This is a genomic window from Wenyingzhuangia gilva (genome assembly GCF_030519655.1).
Lineage (GTDB): Bacteria > Bacteroidota > Bacteroidia > Flavobacteriales > Flavobacteriaceae > Wenyingzhuangia > Wenyingzhuangia gilva.
In genome coordinates, this window is the sequence record NZ_JAUMIT010000006.1 from 176,091 (window position 1) to 194,912 (window position 18,822).

8 protein-coding genes are annotated in these 18,822 nt (G+C 32.0%); 7 read left to right on the top strand and 1 reads right to left on the bottom strand.

The window, feature by feature from the left end; genetic code table 11:
* Positions 1 to 325: 325 nt before the first annotated feature.
* Positions 326 to 1,204 (bottom strand): AraC family transcriptional regulator, encoded by an 879-nt coding sequence (locus QVZ41_RS12195; RefSeq protein WP_302884873.1) that lies wholly within the window; start codon positions 1,202 to 1,204, stop codon positions 326 to 328.
* A 165-nt stretch (positions 1,205 to 1,369) separates the two neighbouring features.
* On the opposite strand from QVZ41_RS12195, the gene QVZ41_RS12200 reads away from it, so the two are divergent.
* The 7 genes from QVZ41_RS12200 (at position 1,370) to QVZ41_RS12230 (ending at position 18,714) form a co-directional block, all read left to right on the top strand.
* Entirely contained in the window at positions 1,370 to 2,761 is a 1,392-nt protein-coding gene (locus QVZ41_RS12200; RefSeq protein WP_302884874.1) for a sugar porter family MFS transporter, read from the top strand.
* 36 nt (positions 2,762 to 2,797) lie between these two features.
* Positions 2,798 to 6,085, top strand: coding sequence for a DUF5107 domain-containing protein (locus QVZ41_RS12205; RefSeq protein ID WP_302884875.1), 3,288 nt, complete (start codon positions 2,798 to 2,800; stop codon positions 6,083 to 6,085).
* A 19-nt stretch (positions 6,086 to 6,104) separates the two neighbouring features.
* Entirely contained in the window at positions 6,105 to 8,132 is a 2,028-nt protein-coding gene (locus tag QVZ41_RS12210; RefSeq protein WP_302884876.1) for a beta-galactosidase, read from the top strand.
* A gap of 157 nt (positions 8,133 to 8,289) precedes the next feature.
* A complete protein-coding gene (locus tag QVZ41_RS12215; RefSeq protein WP_302884877.1) occupies positions 8,290 to 8,541 on the top strand; it encodes a hypothetical protein in 252 nt (83 codons plus the stop codon).
* 68 nt (positions 8,542 to 8,609) lie between these two features.
* Positions 8,610 to 11,507, top strand: a complete 2,898-nt coding sequence (locus tag QVZ41_RS12220; RefSeq protein WP_302884878.1) for an exo-beta-1,4-galactosidase — start codon at positions 8,610 to 8,612, stop codon at positions 11,505 to 11,507.
* 380 nt (positions 11,508 to 11,887) lie between these two features.
* Entirely contained in the window at positions 11,888 to 15,559 is a 3,672-nt protein-coding gene (locus QVZ41_RS12225; RefSeq protein ID WP_302884879.1) for a hybrid sensor histidine kinase/response regulator transcription factor, read from the top strand.
* Positions 15,560 to 15,720: 161 nt separating this feature from the next.
* Positions 15,721 to 18,714 (top strand): glycoside hydrolase family 2 protein, encoded by a 2,994-nt coding sequence (locus QVZ41_RS12230; protein WP_302884880.1) that lies wholly within the window; start codon positions 15,721 to 15,723, stop codon positions 18,712 to 18,714.
* Positions 18,715 to 18,822 lie beyond the last annotated feature (108 nt).

Below are 18,822 nucleotides of genomic sequence, written 5' to 3' on the forward strand. Positions count from 1 at the left end.
CTTGTTTATTAATACTTTCTGATAGTGGTTTTATTAACTATAGGTATAATTTAAAAAATATTAAAAATGATATTTTTCACGAAACTAAAGAAGGAAGACCAATTACGAAAGTAGCATAGGATAATGATTTAAATTACTAGGTAAAACAAGAAAAATAGCACTTGGAAAACCATTACCATTCAAAACATTCCTGTTAAAGGAGGGAAGGTAGAAATTGGTTTTTTAGTTGATGGAAAAGCCAATGCAAACGCTCAAATAGATGATGTGTCTTTGGTGAGAAGTATTCATGATTAATTAAAAATTATTCAAATAAAACACCTTATTCTCAACAATGTGTTTTTTTATATTGCATTGGAGACATGCCCATTTGTTTTTTAAATACTCTAGAGAAATAATAAGGATCTTGAATTCCTACTTCTCTGCAAATTTCTTTAATGTTAAAATTGGTGAAATTTAAGTATTCACAGGATTTTTCAACTTTTAGTCGAATAAAATGCTGAATGGGAGAATGACCTGTTTTTTGTTTAAACAATTCAGTATATCTAGAAACCGAAAGGCTTGATTGTTTTGCTAGTTGTTCTATGTTTAAGGTTTGGTTTAAGTGTTCTTTCATAAAAAGAATAGAACGTTCTATTCGGTCTTGAATATTGTTGTCTAAAGTATTTTTATAACATAGAGAACTTAACAAATCAATCAGTTTAAAATGAGTTAATTCTACTTTTTCATCGGTCAAATCACTTTCTAATAATTTGATTATTTTTTTTAAGGTTTTAATTCTGCTTTCGTCAAAAGCAATATTTATAGCAGTTTCTTTGTTTTCTGCAAAACGATGATAAAACGTTGGAGCATAGGTTCCTGTAAAATGAATCCAATAAATACTCCAAGCTTCTTTTAAATCACTTCCGTATTGATGACCAATATTTTTAGGGATTATAAATCCAGTATTAGAGCTTAATACTATTGTTTTATGATTTATTTTAATCCACCCTTTACCTTCTAAACAATAGATGAAAATATATTCATTTATTCCATTTTTTCTAGCTCTATTATGGTGTTTTGCATAAGGAAAATAACCTATGGCAGTTGGGAAAAGGTTTCGATAAAAAGGACTGTTTTCTATTCTATTCTTTTGATCACGAGGTAAAATCATAAAAGATTGACCTAAAAAACCTTCTTTAATTTTAGGAGTCGTTATATTGTTCATGATAGAGTAGTATTTTTGGACTAAATTAATATATAGTAGTAATATAATCCATTCTTTTGTGATTATCCTCCATTTTTTATGTCTAATACTAAAAGTATATTTGTATTTATCTGTAATAAAGCAGTTTTATTTTTGATAAATATTAAATAAATCAATAATGGTTTTATGAAAAATATAAAATTTAACAAGCGCTATATTTTGTCAATTTCTATGGTCTCGGCTATGGGAGGTTTGCTTTTTGGTTATGATTGGGTGGTGATTGGTGGAGCGAAACCTTTTTATGAGCGTTTTTTTGATATTGCCAACTCAGCCAATTTACAAGCATGGGCCATGAGTTCTGCTTTGATAGGGTGTATTTTAGGAGCTGTTATTTCAGGAGTTATTAGCGATAAACTAGGTAGAAAACGTCCTTTATTATTAGCGGCTTTGTTATTTACCATTTCAGCTTTCGGAACAGGTATATCGGAGACTTATGAAATTTTTATTGTTTATAGAGTGATTGGTGGTTTGGGAATAGGATTGGCATCAGCCTTATCCCCCATGTATATTGCCGAAGTTTCTCCATCAGAGTTTAGAGGAAGATTTGTTTCTTTAAACCAAATGACGATTGTGATTGGAATATTAGCCGCTCAGGTAGTTAATATCCTTATTGCAGAAGAGGTTCCTGTAGCAGCAACGGATGAGTTTATTCGTAATTCTTGGAATGGAACTACAGGGTGGAGATGGATGTTTTGGGCAGAATTAATTCCAGCTATTGCTTTTTTTGTTTTTACCTTTTTTGTCCCTGAAAGTCCACGTTGGTTAATGAAAGTTGGTCAAAAAGAAAAAGCTTATCCAACTTTAAATAAAATTGGAGGAGAGGCTTATGCAAAAATAGAAATGGCAAACATTCAGGCAACTTTAAATGATGTTGCAGAAAAAGTTGATTTTAAAGCGTTGTTTCATCCTAAATACAGAATGGTGTTGGTGGTAGGAATTGTGTTGGCTATTTTTCAACAATGGTGTGGTATTAATATCATTTTTAATTATGCCGATGAAATCTTTACAGCAGCGGGTTATGGAGTAAGTGATACCCTTTTTAATATTGTGATTACAGGAAGTGTAAACTTAGTATTTACTTTGGTAGCGATGTTTACGGTTGATAAATGGGGGCGTAAAAAATTAATGATTTTAGGTTCTTTAGGATTGGCTATCACCTATCTTCTTTTAGGAAGTGCTTTTTATTTTGAGTTAAAAGGAGTTGCTGTATTGTCTTTAGTTGTGATTGGTATTGGTGTTTATGCTATGTCTTTAGCTCCTATTACTTGGGTGATTTTATCAGAAATATTTCCGAATAGAATTAGAGGTGCGGCCATGGCTGTTGCTACTTTTTCTTTATGGATTGCATGCTTTGTGCTTACTTATACTTTCCCGCTTTTAAATAAAGGATTTGGGGCAGCTGGTACTTTTTGGGTGTATGCAATGATCTGTTTGTTTGGATTTTTATTTATCCGTAAAAATCTTCCAGAGACCAAAGGGAAAAGTTTAGAAGAAATAGAAAAAGAATTGGTTAAATAGTTATCGTTAGAATTTAGTTTTTAAATAAATAAAAAGATGAGTGTTAAAGCTTGGCAAGAGGATGTAATTATTCCTACATATGAAATAGGATCGGCAGAAAAGAATCCTATTTTTCTCGAGAAAAGAGTCTATCAAGGAAGTAGTGGTGTGGTGTATCCATATCCTGTGGTAGAAAAGATTGAAGATGAAAAGCAAGACAAAGTTTACAAAGCTGTATATATTGAAAATGAATATATAAAAGTGATGATTTTACCTGAGCTTGGAGGAAGGGTTCAAATGGCTTATGATAAAATAAAAGAACGTCATTTTATTTATTATAATCAAGTCATTAAACCTGCTTTGGTAGGACTTACAGGACCTTGGATTTCTGGAGGAATAGAATTCAACTGGCCACAACACCATCGCCCTAGTACTTTTTTACCTGTAGACCATACCATTGAGAATAATGAAGATGGAAGTATTACGGTTTGGGTAAGTGAAAACGAAAAAATGTTTCATCAAAAAGGGATGGCAGGATTTACGTTACGTCCTGGAAAAGCTTATTTAGAAATTAAAGGAAAGTTATACAATCCAACGCCAGTCCCTCAAACGTTTTTATGGTGGGCAAATCCAGCGGTTGCTGTAAATGAACATTATCAATCTGTATTTCCACCAGATGTACATGCGGTATTTGATCATGGAAAAAGAGATGTTTCAACCTTTCCAATTGCCACAGGAACTTATTATAAAGTAGATTATTCAGAAGGCGTAGATATTTCAAATTATAAAAACATTCCTGTTCCTACTTCTTACATGGCTATCAATTCAGAATTTAATTTTGTAGGAGGTTATGAAAATGATACACAAGCGGGTGTGTTACATGTTGCCAATCATCACATCTCACCAGGAAAAAAACAATGGACTTGGGGAAATGGTGATTTTGGAAAAGCATGGGATAGAAATTTAACAGATGAAGATGGTCCATATATAGAGTTAATGGCGGGTGTTTATACCGACAATCAACCAGACTTTACGTGGATGCAACCTTATGAAGAAAAAACATTTACTCAATATTTCTTACCATACCGTGAATTAGGAGTCGTAAAAAATGCCTCACAAGATGTATTGTTAAACATCCATAAAAAAAATGATAAAGCCATTGTACAGGTATTTGTAACTTCATTACAAAAAAATGCCAAGGTCGTTTTAGAAGGATATTTCGATGAGGTTTTGGATTTAAGTCCTGAACAAGTTTATGAAAGAGAAGTTTCTGTAGGTGATGTTGAGGTCATCAATTTGGTGTTATCTGTTTATGCAGAAAATGGAAGAAAGTTATTAAGCATTAAAGCAGAGGAACAAGAAGGAAAAGAAACGCCTGAAGCAGCCAAAGCAGCTTTTTCTCCAGAAGAAACCGAGACTTGTGAACAATTGTATTTAACAGGGTTGCATTTAGAGCAATATCGCCATGCCACTTATAATGCGACTGATTACTATTTAGAAGCTTTAAAACGCGATCCTTCTGATGTTAGAAATAACAATGCCATGGGGCTTTGGTTGTTGCGTAGAGGAAAGTTTGTAGAAGCTGAAACGTATTTTAAAGAAGCCATTAAAACCCAATTACAACGCAATCCAAATCCATATGATGGAGAACCACATTACAATTTAGGATTGTCTTTACAATACCAAGGAAAACATAAAGAAGCGTATGATGCTTTTTATAAATCTTGTTGGAATGCTGCCATGCAAGATGCGGGTTACTTTGGATGTGCTCAAATTTCATGTGTCCATAACAATTTAACTGAAGCTTTGTACGAAGTAGACAAATCTTTGATTCGTAACTGGCACAACCATAAAGCGAGAACTTTAAAAGCAGCTATTTTAAGAAAATTAGGAAGAGAACAAGAAGCGTTGACTTTAATCAATGATTCTTTAAAAATAGACTTGTTCAACTTTGGATGTAGATTTGAATCTTATTTAATCACAAAAGAGAATAGTGATTTAAAAGAAATGCACCAAGTAATGCGAGGAGAAATCCACAATTATGAAGTGGTTGCCTTAGATTATATTGCTGCAGGAATGTATGATGAAGCTGTTTTGTTATTAGAAGCTGGAACAAAAGTTTGTGCAACCACTCCAATGACTTATTACTACATGGGATGGGCATTAAGTTTGGCAAACAAAGATAGTAAAGCTGTATTTGAATTGGCGGCTGCTCATGCTCCAGAATATTGTTTTCCAAACCGTTTAGAAGCTATTTTAGCTTTAGAAGTCGCTCAAAAAATAAATACAAATGATGCCAAAGCTCCTTATTATTTAGGAAACCTGTGGTATGACAAACGTCAGTACCAAGAAGCCATTGCTTGTTGGGAAAAATCGGTAAGTATTGATGCTACGTTTCCAACGGTGCATAGAAATTTATCATTGGCTTATTTTAATAAATTACAACAAGAGGAAAAAGCTTTGGCTACTTTAGAAAAAGCTTTTGAATTGGATACCACAGATGCACGAATTCTCATGGAATTAGATCAGTTGTATAAGCGTTTGTGCAAACCTTTTTCAGAAAGATTAGCTTTTTTAGAAAAACACATAGACTTGGTATTGCAACGTGATGATGTGTATTTAGAATATGCTACCTTGTGTAATCAATCGAGAAAATATATCAAAGCTATTGAGTTGATTGATCAAAGAATTTTTCATCCATGGGAAGGAGGAGAAGGGAAAGTACCTACACAATATCAAATAGCAAGGGTAGAGTTGGCAAAACAATTTTTAGTTGGTAACAACGAATCTCAGGCAATTGATTTATTGAAACAATGTTTGGTATATCCTCATCATTTAGGAGAGGGTAAATTATCAGGAGCACAAGAAAATGATTTCCATTATTGGTTAGGGTGTGCTTATGAAAAATTAGGAGAATTAGAAAAAGCTCATCATTTTTGGGAATTAGCCAAAGATGGAGATACAGAACCTGCAGCTGCTATTTTTTATAACGATCAAAAACCAGATAAAATATTTTATCAAGGATTGGCTTTGCTTAAATTAAATAGAAAAGAAGAAGCTACAAAACGTTTTAAGGCACTGATTGCTTTTGGAGAAAAGCATATAGATGAAATCATTAAATTAGATTATTTTGCGGTATCCCTGCCAGATTTATTGATTTGGGATGATGATTTAACCTTCCGTAATAAAATCCACTGTCACTACATGTTGGGGCTTGGTTTTTATGGATTGGGAGATATTGATAATGCTAAAAAACATTTAGTAAAAGCTCAGGAAATGGATATCAACCATCAAGGAGTGCAGGTGCATTTAGAGATGATGAATATTTACCAAGACATTAAATAATATTAAAAAAGCTAATTTTATGGAGATCAATAAAAAGCAGTTTGTATCCATTTTAGCCATGTTTTTACTGGTATTTAATCAGATTAAATCACATGCACAAAATCATTATAAGATTGATGTATCAAAAGTAAAAACAGATGTTTTACGAGGTCATTTAGATTTAGGAGGTCATAATTCTAAAGGAGATACTATCAGTGTCAATAGTTTTTATTTAGAACATAATAAAGAACCTTTTATTCCGGTTATTGGAGAATTTCATTACAGTCGTTATCCACATCAATATTGGGAGGAAGAGCTAAAAAAAATGAAAGCCGGTGGAATTACGGTTGTAGCCACTTATGTTTTTTGGAATTTGCACGAGTTTAAAGAAGGTGTTTTTAATTGGAAAGATGATTATGATGTAAGAACTTTTACAGAATTATGTGCTAAAAATGGTTTGCAAGTTATTATGCGCATAGGTCCTTTTGCTCATGGGGAAATGCGTAATGGAGGCCTTCCAGATTGGTTATATGGTCGTCCTATAGATGTAAGAAGTAACGATCAAACGTATTTGTATTATGTCAATCGTTTCTATCAAGAAATTGGAAAACAGTTAAAAGGATTGATGTTTAAAGATGGAGGTCCAATTGTTGGGGTTCAAATTGAAAATGAATATCAACATTCTTCAGCACCATGGGCTTTTACTTATACAAATGCCCCAAAAGAAAGAACGGCTGCCAGACGTGATCGTAAAATTGTACAAGACGGTGTTGGAGTAAATGACAAGGGAAATGAGTTTGCCAATGTAGGTAAAGATCATATGAAAACACTTAAAAAGTTGGCTATAGATGCAGGATTAATCGCTCCTATTTATACCGCTACAGGTTGGGGATATGCTACTATTATAGAAAAAGGTTCCATTCCAGTCATGGCTGGTTACGCCTATCCGTTCTGGACTTCAGGGAACAAACCCTCTTCCTTTTATTTGTTTAAATATTTACAGCAAAAACCCGATTATTCTCCTGTGAGTTATGATGTTAATTTGTATCCTTCTATGGCGGCAGAATTAGGAACAGGGATGGCAGTGACTTACGACCGTAGACCTAGAGTGCCAGGAGAAAGTTTTTTACCCTTAATGGTACGTACCGTAGGAAGTGGAACCAATGGACTTGGATTTTATATGTATCACGGAGGAACTACTCCTTCTGTTGGTAATTATTTTATGTCAGAAGGTTCTGGATTAAACAATAAATCGTACGATTATCAAGCACCTATTGGTGAATTTGGAAAGGTAACAAGTGGTTTTTATTCCTTAAAATTAATCAACTATTTTTTACAATCTTATGGGAATGAATTAGCACCACTATATCCTGTTTTACCTGAAACAAATGATGATATTACCCCTGAAAACACCAAAACTTTACGCTATGTTGTTCGAGGAGATGGAACCAAAGGTTATTTGTTTATGCATAATTTTCAGGATCATTTAGAAACTAATGATTTAGAGGATCTCAATATTACAATTAACACAAAAAAAGGAGCAGTGAAATTTCCAGCAGAAGGAACTTTTACCTTGAAATCTGGAAGTTCCGCGATTTTTCCTTTTCATGTTGATTATGATGGCGTGCCTATTGAAATGGCAACGCTTCAACCTTATTATCATTTTGTAAATAATGACAAGCCTTATCACATGATGGTTGCTGTGGATGGTATTGTTCCAGAAATGCATATCAAAGGAAAAGTAAATGTAAAAGGGAAAGGAATAAAAACGTTGAGGAAAAATGGAAACACGGTTGTTGTTTGTAAAGAAAATAGCATTAGCGAATTTCAAGTAAATGGTGTTTCATTTTTAGTGTTACCCCAAAAAGAAGCGTTAAAAATGTATGTTGTAGGAACGGAAAATCACAAACAAATTATTTTTAGCAACGCTGTGGTTTTAGATGATGATAAACAAATCTCATTCATTAGTAATGATAAAGAAGAAATAGATTTTACGGTGTATCCTGCTGTGGATAAGATAAACTACACAAGGAAAATTAAATGCTATAAAATCTGTCATTCCTCATAGTCGTTCTTGGCGAGTTACGGTTCCTAAAATAACACCAGCTATTCATTTAATAAAAACAGACGATAGTCACTTTGTATTAAAATCATCCCCAATAGATTTATCAAGCATTAATGATGTATTTATCACTTTTGATTATCGTGGAGATAGAGGAATTTGTATGATGAATGGAGAATTGCAAACGGACGATTTGTACACAAGTAAACCTTGGACCATAGGATTGAAAAAATATCAAGAAGCTCTAAAAACAAATGACATGTATTTTTATTTTATGCCGATGTATAAAGATGCTTCTTATTTAAGTTATTTAGACAAAAATGTAATTCCTGATTTTACCAATAAGAAAAGTTTTTTAGAAATTAAAGAACCAAAAATATCAGTAGAATATAAGGTTAAAGTAACCTTACATTAATCATAATTCTAATCATTTATTCCACAAATAATTAGGAGTGAATTAAAACATAAAAACAAAAAGATAACATGATAAAAAAGTACTTGTATTTCTGTTTTTTATTCATCACTATTTTTACGTTAAGTAGTTTTAAAGAAGGAAATGAAATTGACTTAAAAGGAACTTGGCGTTTTGAAATAGATAGAAATGACGAAGGAATTTTAGCCGAGTGGTTTAAAAGAGATTTAAAAGAAATTGTAAAATTACCGGGTTCTATGGCTAAGAACTTAAAAGGTGATGATATTACGTTAAGTACGAATTGGACAGGTACTATTTATGATAGTTCTTTTTATTTTAGAGCAAGTCTAGAAAAATATCGTCAACCCGATAATATTCATATTCCCTTTTGGCTAACACCAGTCAAACATTATGTGGGAGCTGCTTGGTATCAAAAAGAGGTAATTATTCCTGAAAATTGGAAAGGCAAACATGTTATTTTACATTTAGAAAGAACTCATATAGAAACTAGAGTTTGGATTAATGACAAAGAAGTAGGTTTGCAAAATTCTTTGGTAGCCCCTCATGAATATGATTTAAGCACCTTTTTAAAACCAGGAAAACAAAGAATTACCATTAGGGTTGACAACAGAGATAAAGTAAATGTAGGACCAGATTCTCATAGTATTAGCGATCACACACAAGGAAATTGGAATGGGATTATTGGTAAAATTGCTTTGGAATCTTTTGCCCCAGTATATTTAGAAGATTTGCAAGTGTATCCTGATGTTAAAAACAAAAAGGCAAAGATTGTTGTTCATGTTCACAATACATCAGATCAAAATTTTAAAGGGAAAATATGTCTACAGGCCAAAAGTTTTAATTCTGAAAAATCTGATAAAACAAAAGAAATTAGTACAAAAGTAATCTTGTCTAAAAACGAGGATAAAACTGTAAGTATAGAACTTCCTTTTGGAAAAGAAATGTTGACTTGGGATGAGTTTGATCCTGCTTTGTATCGTTTAGAAGTATCATTGATTTCTAAAAAAGTAAAACAAAGTAAAGAGGTAACTTTTGGAATGCGAGAATTTACTATCAAAGGAAATCAGTTTTTAATCAATGGAACTCCTGTTTTTTTAAGAGGAACTTTAAATAATTGTGAGTTTCCATTAACAGGATACCCTGCCACAACGGTTGATGCTTGGAAAAAAATATTTAATCAAGCGAAAAATTTTGGGTTGAACCATGTTCGTTTTCACTCTTGGTGTCCGCCAGAAGCGGCTTTTATAGCAGCAGATTTGGTTGGTATTTATTTACAACCAGAAGGGCCTACTTGGACCAATCACGGGCCTAAGTTAGGAAGAGGTCAGCCTATAGATCAATATATTTATGATGAGACTTTAAGAATGAATAAGTTCTATGGGAATTATGCTTCTTTTGTGATGTTATCAGCTGGAAATGAACCTTCGGGGAATCAGGTTTCTTACTTAAATAAGTTTGTCGATTTTTGGAAAGAAAAAGACAGCAGACATATATATACAGGAATGTCTGTTGGGGGTAGTTGGCCAGTAGTGCCTAATGCAGAATTTCAAGTTCGTGGTGGAGTAAGAGGTGTAAATTGGAAAAGTCACAGACCCGAAACGGTAGAAGATTTTAGCAAAGGAATTGCTCCTTTTACAGTTCCGTTTGTAGCTCATGAAGTTGGTCAGTATTGTGTGTTTCCAAATTTTGATGAAATCAAGAAATATACAGGAGTTTATAAAGCCAAAAATTTTGAAATGTTTCAACAAGATTTGATAGATCATCATATGGGAGATCAGGCAAAAGACTTTTTAAACGCTTCAGGAAAATTACAAGTGTTGAGTTATAAAACTGATATAGAAAAAATGTTAAGAACCCCAGGTTATGCTGGTTTTCAATTGTTAGGTTTGCAAGATTTTCCAGGACAAGGTTCTGCCATTATAGGGGTTTTAGATGCTTTTTGGGATGAAAAAGGATATGTGTCCGCAAAGGAGTATTCAAGATTTTGTAACCAAACCGTTCCTTTGGCAGAAATCCCAAAGTTTGTTTATCAAAATAATGAAACCTTTGAAGCTACTGTTGAGTTGTTCCACTCAGGAAAAGCTCCTTTAGAAAATGCCGTTATTGACTGGACGATTAAAAATGAAACAGGACAAATTTTAAAGTCTAGTCAGTTTGATGCTAAAACTTATGTTAATAGAAACGGAATGTATGTTGGTGCCTTAAAGTTTCCATTAGAAGACATTCAAAAAGCTTCAAAGCTAAATTTAGAAGTCAGTGTTCAAGGAACCAATTTTGTAAATGATTGGGATTTTTGGGTATATCCAACAGCAAAACAAAAGACAGTTTCTACGGTGTATTATACTACAAGCTTAGATGCAAAAGCTAAAGAAATTTTAGCAAAAGGAGGAAACGTATTTTTAAATGCTTCGGGTAAAGTAATAAAAGGAAAAGAAGTACAAATGTACTTTCAACCAGTTTTTTGGAATACTTCATGGTTTAAAATGAGACCGCCACACGTTACAGGAATGTTGATTCAGGAAGATAGTCCTGCTTTTAGAGATTTTCCTACAAGTTATCACAGTGATTTACAATGGTGGGAAATTCAGAATAGAGCTCAGGTGATGAATCTTGAAGATTTTCCATCAGATTTTCGTCCATTAATTCAGCCTATAGATACTTGGTTTATGAACAGAAGATTGGCTTTGGTTTTTGAAGCCAAAGTTGGGAATGGAAAAATAATGGTTTCTAGTGCTGATATTTCTTCAGAAGTAAAAAATAAACCAGCTTCTTTACAGTTGTATCGATCATTAATCAAATACATGGATTCTGATAAATTTCAACCCAAACATGAATTGCCTATAGAAACCATAGAAGAAGTGTTTAAGTCACCATCAAAAGAACTGTTTGATACTTTTACCAAAGACAGTCCCGATGAATTGAAACCGAATTCCAATCAAAATAAATAAAGATTTTTTCAATAATATATTTGATCCGTTTTGTGATAAAGGTTGATATGTATTTAGAAAATATGATAAGTCTTTTATATACTACTATTTATAATATTGTTGCATAAAAAAGATACTATCAAAATATAAATCAGATATAGATTGTCATTTGTTATCAAGCGTTTGGATTACAACATTAAAAAATTACTAAGCCATCATAATTAGTAAAATTTTAATATCGATAAATTGGTTTGTTTAAGAGGTTAGTTTTAAAATTGGTATATCTTTCCTTTATACGGACTTTGTAAAGTCTTGAGTTTTTATAACTCAAGACTTTTGTGTTTAATGATAGTTAAATTATTATGGAAATAAGTTTTGTTATTTTCGTTAAAAAAAATAATATGCATTACCTGTTTTGTCATAGTAGCAAAAAACAACTATTTACTATAGTTGTTTTTATAATGATGCATGTTTTGTTACTTCAAAAAACAACTGCACAAAATTTATTTTTTGAAAAAGTTACAGGACAAGAAATTAGCCCTATTACTGCTATACACGGTATTGCCAAAGATTCTGTAGGATATATTTGGTTTGGAAGTTGGAATGGGGTGTATAGGTATGATGGGAAAACATTTGACCTGTATTATTATAAACCTAATGATAGTACTTCTATTCCAAACAATAGAATTAGAAATATTATTTCTGATAAAAATGACGGGCTTTGGTTTTTAACCTTCGATAGAAAATATGTAAAGTTTAACTATCAATTAAATAATTTTACGACCGTAGAAGATGCATTTGTTCCTAATATAATTAAAACACAATTAAGCTATGGTAATAATAAAATAAATAGAGATAAAGTTGTTAATGGTAAGGTCTACTATTTATCTTCTCATTTATTTACTTCAAAAGAAATCAAATCAGGAAAAGAACATCAATATTTAGCAGATATTCGTCAATCAGGTAGCTTGTTAGATGATTATATTTCTTCTTTTTATATAGATGATGAAAACATCATTTGGTTAGGAGCTAGAAATGGAGATATTTACAAAGCAAATCCTCATAGAAATCCATTTAACCTACATTACACCTATAGACCTAATACAGAAAAATCAAAATTAATAACGGTTAGAACCATTCTTAAAGTAAAAAATAAAACCTGGTTAGGAACTGATGAGGGAATTTTGATTTATGATAAAGAAGGAAATCTAGATTTAAACAATCCTTTTTATCAAGCTAAAAGTCAAACAAAATTTGTTCGTACCCTTTTTAAGGATCAGCAGGATGGAATTTGGATAGGGGGCGTAAATGGTTTAGAATACTATAATAAAACAAGCAATAAAATAGAACCAATATTTAATAGAGCGCTATATCCAGATAAAGAAAAACCTTTTTCTGTGTATGCAATGGTATCTATAGAAAAAAATGCATTGTGGATTGGTTTGTATGATGGAATTGCTCGAGTTGACTTAAAAAGCAAAGAGATTCTATTTTATGATTTTGAAAAAGAAATTAGAAATCACAGTGTTACAGACATTTTATTTTTAGATCAACAGCACTTATTGTTGGCAACAGAAGGGAACGGAATTATTCCCGTTAAATTAAATGAAAAACAAAAGGCTTTTGTTGATGAAGAATTACAGTCAAAAGGAATTAATGTTAGTGTACCTGCTAAAATAATTTACACACTTTATAAAGATAAAAAAGGTTTTTTATGGGCTGGAACCAGTGATGGTTTATATAAGTTAAATTTAAAAGATAAGTCCATTAAAACGGAAGAGATTAAGTTGCAATACGAAACTAAAGGAACCTATATTTCATCTATTACAGATGATGAATTGGGAAATATATGGATTGCTCATAAAGATGGTATTTCAATGATTGATATTTTGACAGATAAAGTGGTAAACTATCAAAAAGAAGATCAGTTTGGTTCTTGGAGTTTTTGGGAAAGAGCCATGTATAAAGACACCTTAGGTCAGCAGATTTATTTTGGAGCTAAAAATGGCTATGTTTCTTTTCAACCCAATAAAATAAAGGCTGTTGTAGATAGTAACAATAAGATCATTTTAAAAAAACTGTTTGTTGGGAATGAAGAGGTTTTTCCTAAGGCTGAAATTGAGGGAAATGCAATTTTATCAAAAGCTCTGTCTCAAACAAAATCTATAGAATTGTCTCATGACAATAAAAGTTTTAGCATAGAATTTACATCCTTAAATTTTAAAAATTCTTCCAAAGAAGTTTTTGATTGTCAGTTAGAAGGATATGATGATGATTGGATTAAAACAACGAGTAATAAAGTTTCTTATAATAAAATTGCTCCAGGAAGATATAAACTGAAAGTAAAATTGGCATCTTCTATTAATGCACCCATCACCCTTTTAAAAATTAATATTTTAGCACCTTGGTATGCTACAGTATGGGCAAAAGTCATATTTATTGTGTTCATAATAATTGTTTTAATGCTAGTTTTTAGAGAGATTTTATACAGAGATCGTTTAAAAAATGAAATTAAATTAGAGCGTTTAAATAGAAAACAGCAAGCTGAATTGAACAAAGAAAAGTTGGCTTTTTTCACTAGTGTGTCTCACGAATTAAAAACTCCTTTGACCTTAATTTCAGGTCCTTTAAAAAAATTACAAGAAGCGGAGTTGAGTAATGAGGATAAAAAAGTGTATTTGTCTATTGTTAATAGAAATGTACAAAATTTGTCTAGACTGATTAATCAAATATTAGATTTTAGAAAATCTGAAAAAGGAAAATTAAAAGTTAATAATACGCTTTGTGATTTCAAAAAATTAATAGAGGATTGTTGTGATTCTTTTAAGTTAATTGCTCATCAAAGAAAAATTAAGTTTCATGTAGAGATTACGGAGCATTTTTTACATTGTTATGTAGATATAGAAAAAGCAGAACAAATTATCATGAATATTTTATCAAACGCTTTTAAATATACTCCCGATGGAGGTAGTGTTTTGTTTACAGTAAAATTAAATGAGGAGCAATCTGCTATAAAAATAAAAATAAAAGATACCGGTATTGGTATTGATGCTTTGTCTATTACAAAAATATTTAAACCTTTTAACAATGTAGGAGCAAGACCTTTTCATGGAAATTCTTCGGGCATAGGACTATCTTTAACCAAGAATCTTCTAGATATTTTAGGGGGAAGCTTAGAATTAGATAGCAAACCTGATCAAGGGACTTTAGTTGCTATTGAATTGCCTTTTGTAAAAGGGGAAGAAGTTGATTCAGAAAATAAAAGGATAGGTTTTAATGTTAAAAAAGAGAGCAAGGAACAAAATAAGGGGGATTATAAACCAACCATTCTTATTGTAGAAGACAATGCCGATGTACAAACTTATATAAGTAAGGAATTAGAAAGTCAATTTACTTTACTGCAAGAATATGATGGGAAAAAGGGATTGACTTCTGCTGTTGAACACATTCCAGATTTAATTGTTTCGGATGTAATGATGCCTATTATGGAAGGTGTAGATATGTGTAAACATCTTAAGTTAAATCAAAACACCTCACATATTCCTGTTATTTTATTAACGGCTAAAGATTCTGATGAAAATCAAATTCAAGGATATCAACATGGGGCAGAAGCTTATATTACTAAGCCATTCAGTATAGATGTTTTAAAAGCACAAATAAAAAGTATTTTAGAGAACAGAAGAATATTACAAAAGCAGTTAGCCAGTATAAAATCAGTAAATGTGTTACAAAAAGATTTACCAGATTTAGATCATGTTTTTATAGAAAAAATTATAGGTTTTGTAACCAAAGAAATTAAGAATCCCGAATTTAATCCCGAAAAGTTAGCTGCATACATGGGGATTAGTCAAAGTCAACTTTACAGAAAATTAAAAGCAGTTAGTGGTAGTACAGTTCACGAATTTATGACACGAGTTAAAATGGATCATGCAGAAAAATTGTTGATAGAAGGAAATTTAAATATATCACAAATTGCTTATGAAACTGGGTTTAGTGAACCTTCAAATTTTTCTCGTACCTTTTCAAAGTATTATGGTGTTAGTCCGTCTAAGTACTTAAAAATGAGGGGTTAGTTTTAGAACTGTGTGTTTGTCAAATCTTGTCATTTTTGTTTTTTGAATGAATATGATAGGTATTGACATTGATTGATATTATAAAAACGAATGGCTTCTATTAGTTTTGAAGAAAGAGCCATCGTGTTCACAACAAAAAATATCAATTAAATTTTTTATACATGAATTTTAAAATTATTTATTTAACTTTTTTAGGATGTATACTAACAGCTAGCAATCTTTTTTCTCAGAAAAGTACTACTGATAAGTATAATTTTAATTACGGTTGGAAACTCTATGTAGGAGAGAATGAAGAGGCTTCAAAAGTTTCTTACAATGATGAAAAGTGGTCAGACATTAACTTGCCATTTGCATGGAATCAAGAGGAGGCTTTTAAAGTAGATATTACTCAATTGTCTACAGGAATTGCTTGGTATAGAAAAACATTTCAATTGCCAGAAAACGCTACAGATAAAAAAGTATTTGTGGAGTTTGAAGGTGTTCGCCACATGGGAGAAGTATATATTAATGGAGTGTTTATTGGTAGGCATGAAAATGGAGTCATGGCTTTTGGTTTTGATTTAACTCCTTTTGTAAAACCATCTCCTCAAGAAAATGTAATTGCTGTAAAAACAGATAACAACTGGAGATACAAAGAAAAATTAACAGGTTCTGGTTACCAATGGAATGATAAAAACTTTAATGCTAATTATGGAGGAATTCCAAAAAATGCATATATACATGTAAAGCCTAAAGTATATCAAACCCTTCCTTTATATTCAACTTTAGGGACTACAGGAACTTATGTATACGCATCAGATTTTAACATTGTTGATAAAAAAGCGGTGATTCATGTTTCTTCACAAGTAAAAAATGAAACCTTAAAACCTATCAATGCACAATTAAGAGTGAAGGTACAAGATATGAAAGGGAACATAGTCGCTACTTTCTTAGGAGATCCATGCATTATGTCACCTAATGGAATGAGAGATTTAGAAGCTTCTAAAATGTTAGAAAATTTAGAGTTTTGGAGTTGGGGATATGGTTATTTGTACAATGTATATAGCGAGGTATTAATTGATGATCAGCCGGTTGATGTTGTTAAAATTCGAACAGGTTTTCGTAAAACAGCATTTAAAAATGGATTGGTTTATTTGAATGACCGAGTAATGATGATGAAAGGATATGCTCAAAGAACCAGTAATGAATGGCCATCTGTAGGAATGTCTGTACCGGCTTGGTTAAGTGATTATAGCAATCAATTGATTGTAGAAGGAAACGGAAATTTAGTAAGATGGATGCACGTAACGCCATGGAAACAAGATGTAGAGTCATGTGATAGAGTCGGATTGTTACAAGCCATGCCAGCTGGGGATGCAGAGTCTGATGTACATGGTCGTAGATGGCAACAACGTTTAGAATTAATGAGAGATGCTATTATTTACAATAGAAACAATCCAAGTATTGTATATTATGAATGTGGAAATGAAGCTATTTCTGAAGATCATATGCAAGAAATGAAAAATATACGAAATCAATATGATGCCTATGGAGGAAGAGCTATTGGAGCTAGAGAAATGTTAGATAGCGAAGTAGCAGAATATGGAGGTGAAATGTTGTACATCAACAAAAGTGCCGACATTCCTTTTTGGGCTACAGAATATAATAGAAATGAAGGTTTACGCAAATATTGGGATGAGTACACAAAACCTTTTCATAAAGAAGGTACAGGAGGTACTTATGCACACAATGTAAATGGTTCAAAAGTAAGAGATGCTAGTGCTTATAACCAAAATCAAGATGCAGCAGCAATCGAAAATGTGGTGCGTTGGTACGACTATTGGGAAATGAGACCAGGAACAGGAGAACGAGTTAGTTCTGGAGGTGTAAATATTATTTTTAGTGACACCAATACACATTACAGGGGAGCAGAAAATTATAGAAGAAGTGGAGAAGTAGATCCTATGCGTATTCCGAAAGATGGCTATTTTGCACATCAAGTAATTTGGGATGGTTGGGTTGATACAGATACTCCTAAGGCACATATTTTAGGGCACTGGAATTATGAACCAGGAGTGGTAAAAGATATGACCGTTGTTTCTACTGCAGATGAGGTTGAATTATTTGTAAACGGTAAGAGTTTAGGTAAAGGAAAACAACATAAACAATTCTTATTTACTTTTAAAAAAGTCGCTTTTAAAGCAGGAAATATAAAAGCAGTAGGGTATGATAGTAAAGGAAAACAAGTTTGTTCTACTCAAATGGCTACAGCAGGAAAACCTGAAGCGTTAAAATTAACAACCATTAAAAGATCAGAAGGAACTTTAGCAAATGGAAACGATTTGATATTGGTTCAAGTAGAGGTTGTAGATAAAGACGGAAACCGTTGTCTTACCGCTTTAAATATGATTGATTTTGATGTAAAAGGAGAAGGAACTTTTGTGGGGGGGATTGCTCAAGGATCAGATAACTACGTAGGTTCATCAACACTTCCAGTAGAATGTGGAGTGAATAGAGTATTTGTGAGAACCACAGAAAAAGCTGGAAAAATAAAAATCAAAGCGAGTTCGGATGATTTAAAAGGTGATGTAATATCAGTAGAAACAGAAAAAGCAAATATTGATAAGTTGTCTAAAGTAATTCCAGCGAATTCTTTACCCTCTTATTTAGGTAAAGGTGCTACACCAAATACTCCTTCATACAATAAAACAAGAGAAGCGCTAAAAATTATTGGGGCAAAAGCAGTTTCTAATCAAGAAGATGTTGAAAAAAGTTTTGATGATAATGAATTAACGGAATGGAGTAATAATAGTAAAGAAGCTTCTACTATTGAATATGAGTTATCAAAAGCATCAGAAATTAATCAAGTAGTTTTAAAACTAGCGGGTTGGAGAACAAGACAATACCCTGTAAGAGTCTCAGTTGATCATAAAATTGTATATGAAGGACTAACTTCACTTAGTCTAGGATATGTTACCCTAGATCTTGTTAAAACGAAAGGGAAATATATAAAAATTGAGCTAGTAGGTGAAACCAGTGATAGTGATGCTATCAACCTTGTAGAAATTACAGGAAAAGTAGATAATGCTGGTTTGGAAAAAAATAGTTCTGTAGAAAAACTTAGAATTGTAGAAGTAGAGTTTTATAAGAATTTGAATTTAACAGATAGAAGATAGTTTTAGTGATGTTTATTATGTAAGAATACCTGTCTTTAATTACTTAGTAGTTTTGGTAATTATGGGTGGATATTGTTTTTTATAATGATGTTAAAATGAACTAACTAA

What these genes read in the sequence shown, in the direction of transcription:
- QVZ41_RS12195 (WP_302884873.1), bottom strand. Translation starts at nt 1,204, where the DNA reads ATGAACAATATAACGACTCCTAAAATTAAAGAAGGTTTTTTAGGTCAA.
- QVZ41_RS12200 (WP_302884874.1), top strand. Translation starts at nt 1,370, where the DNA reads ATGAAAAATATAAAATTTAACAAGCGCTATATTTTGTCAATTTCTATG.
- QVZ41_RS12205 (WP_302884875.1), top strand. Translation starts at nt 2,798, where the DNA reads ATGAGTGTTAAAGCTTGGCAAGAGGATGTAATTATTCCTACATATGAA.
- QVZ41_RS12210 (WP_302884876.1), top strand. Translation starts at nt 6,105, where the DNA reads ATGGAGATCAATAAAAAGCAGTTTGTATCCATTTTAGCCATGTTTTTA.
- QVZ41_RS12215 (WP_302884877.1), top strand. Translation starts at nt 8,290, where the DNA reads ATGATGAATGGAGAATTGCAAACGGACGATTTGTACACAAGTAAACCT.
- QVZ41_RS12220 (WP_302884878.1), top strand. Translation starts at nt 8,610, where the DNA reads ATGATAAAAAAGTACTTGTATTTCTGTTTTTTATTCATCACTATTTTT.
- QVZ41_RS12225 (WP_302884879.1), top strand. Translation starts at nt 11,888, where the DNA reads ATGCATTACCTGTTTTGTCATAGTAGCAAAAAACAACTATTTACTATA.
- QVZ41_RS12230 (WP_302884880.1), top strand. Translation starts at nt 15,721, where the DNA reads ATGAATTTTAAAATTATTTATTTAACTTTTTTAGGATGTATACTAACA.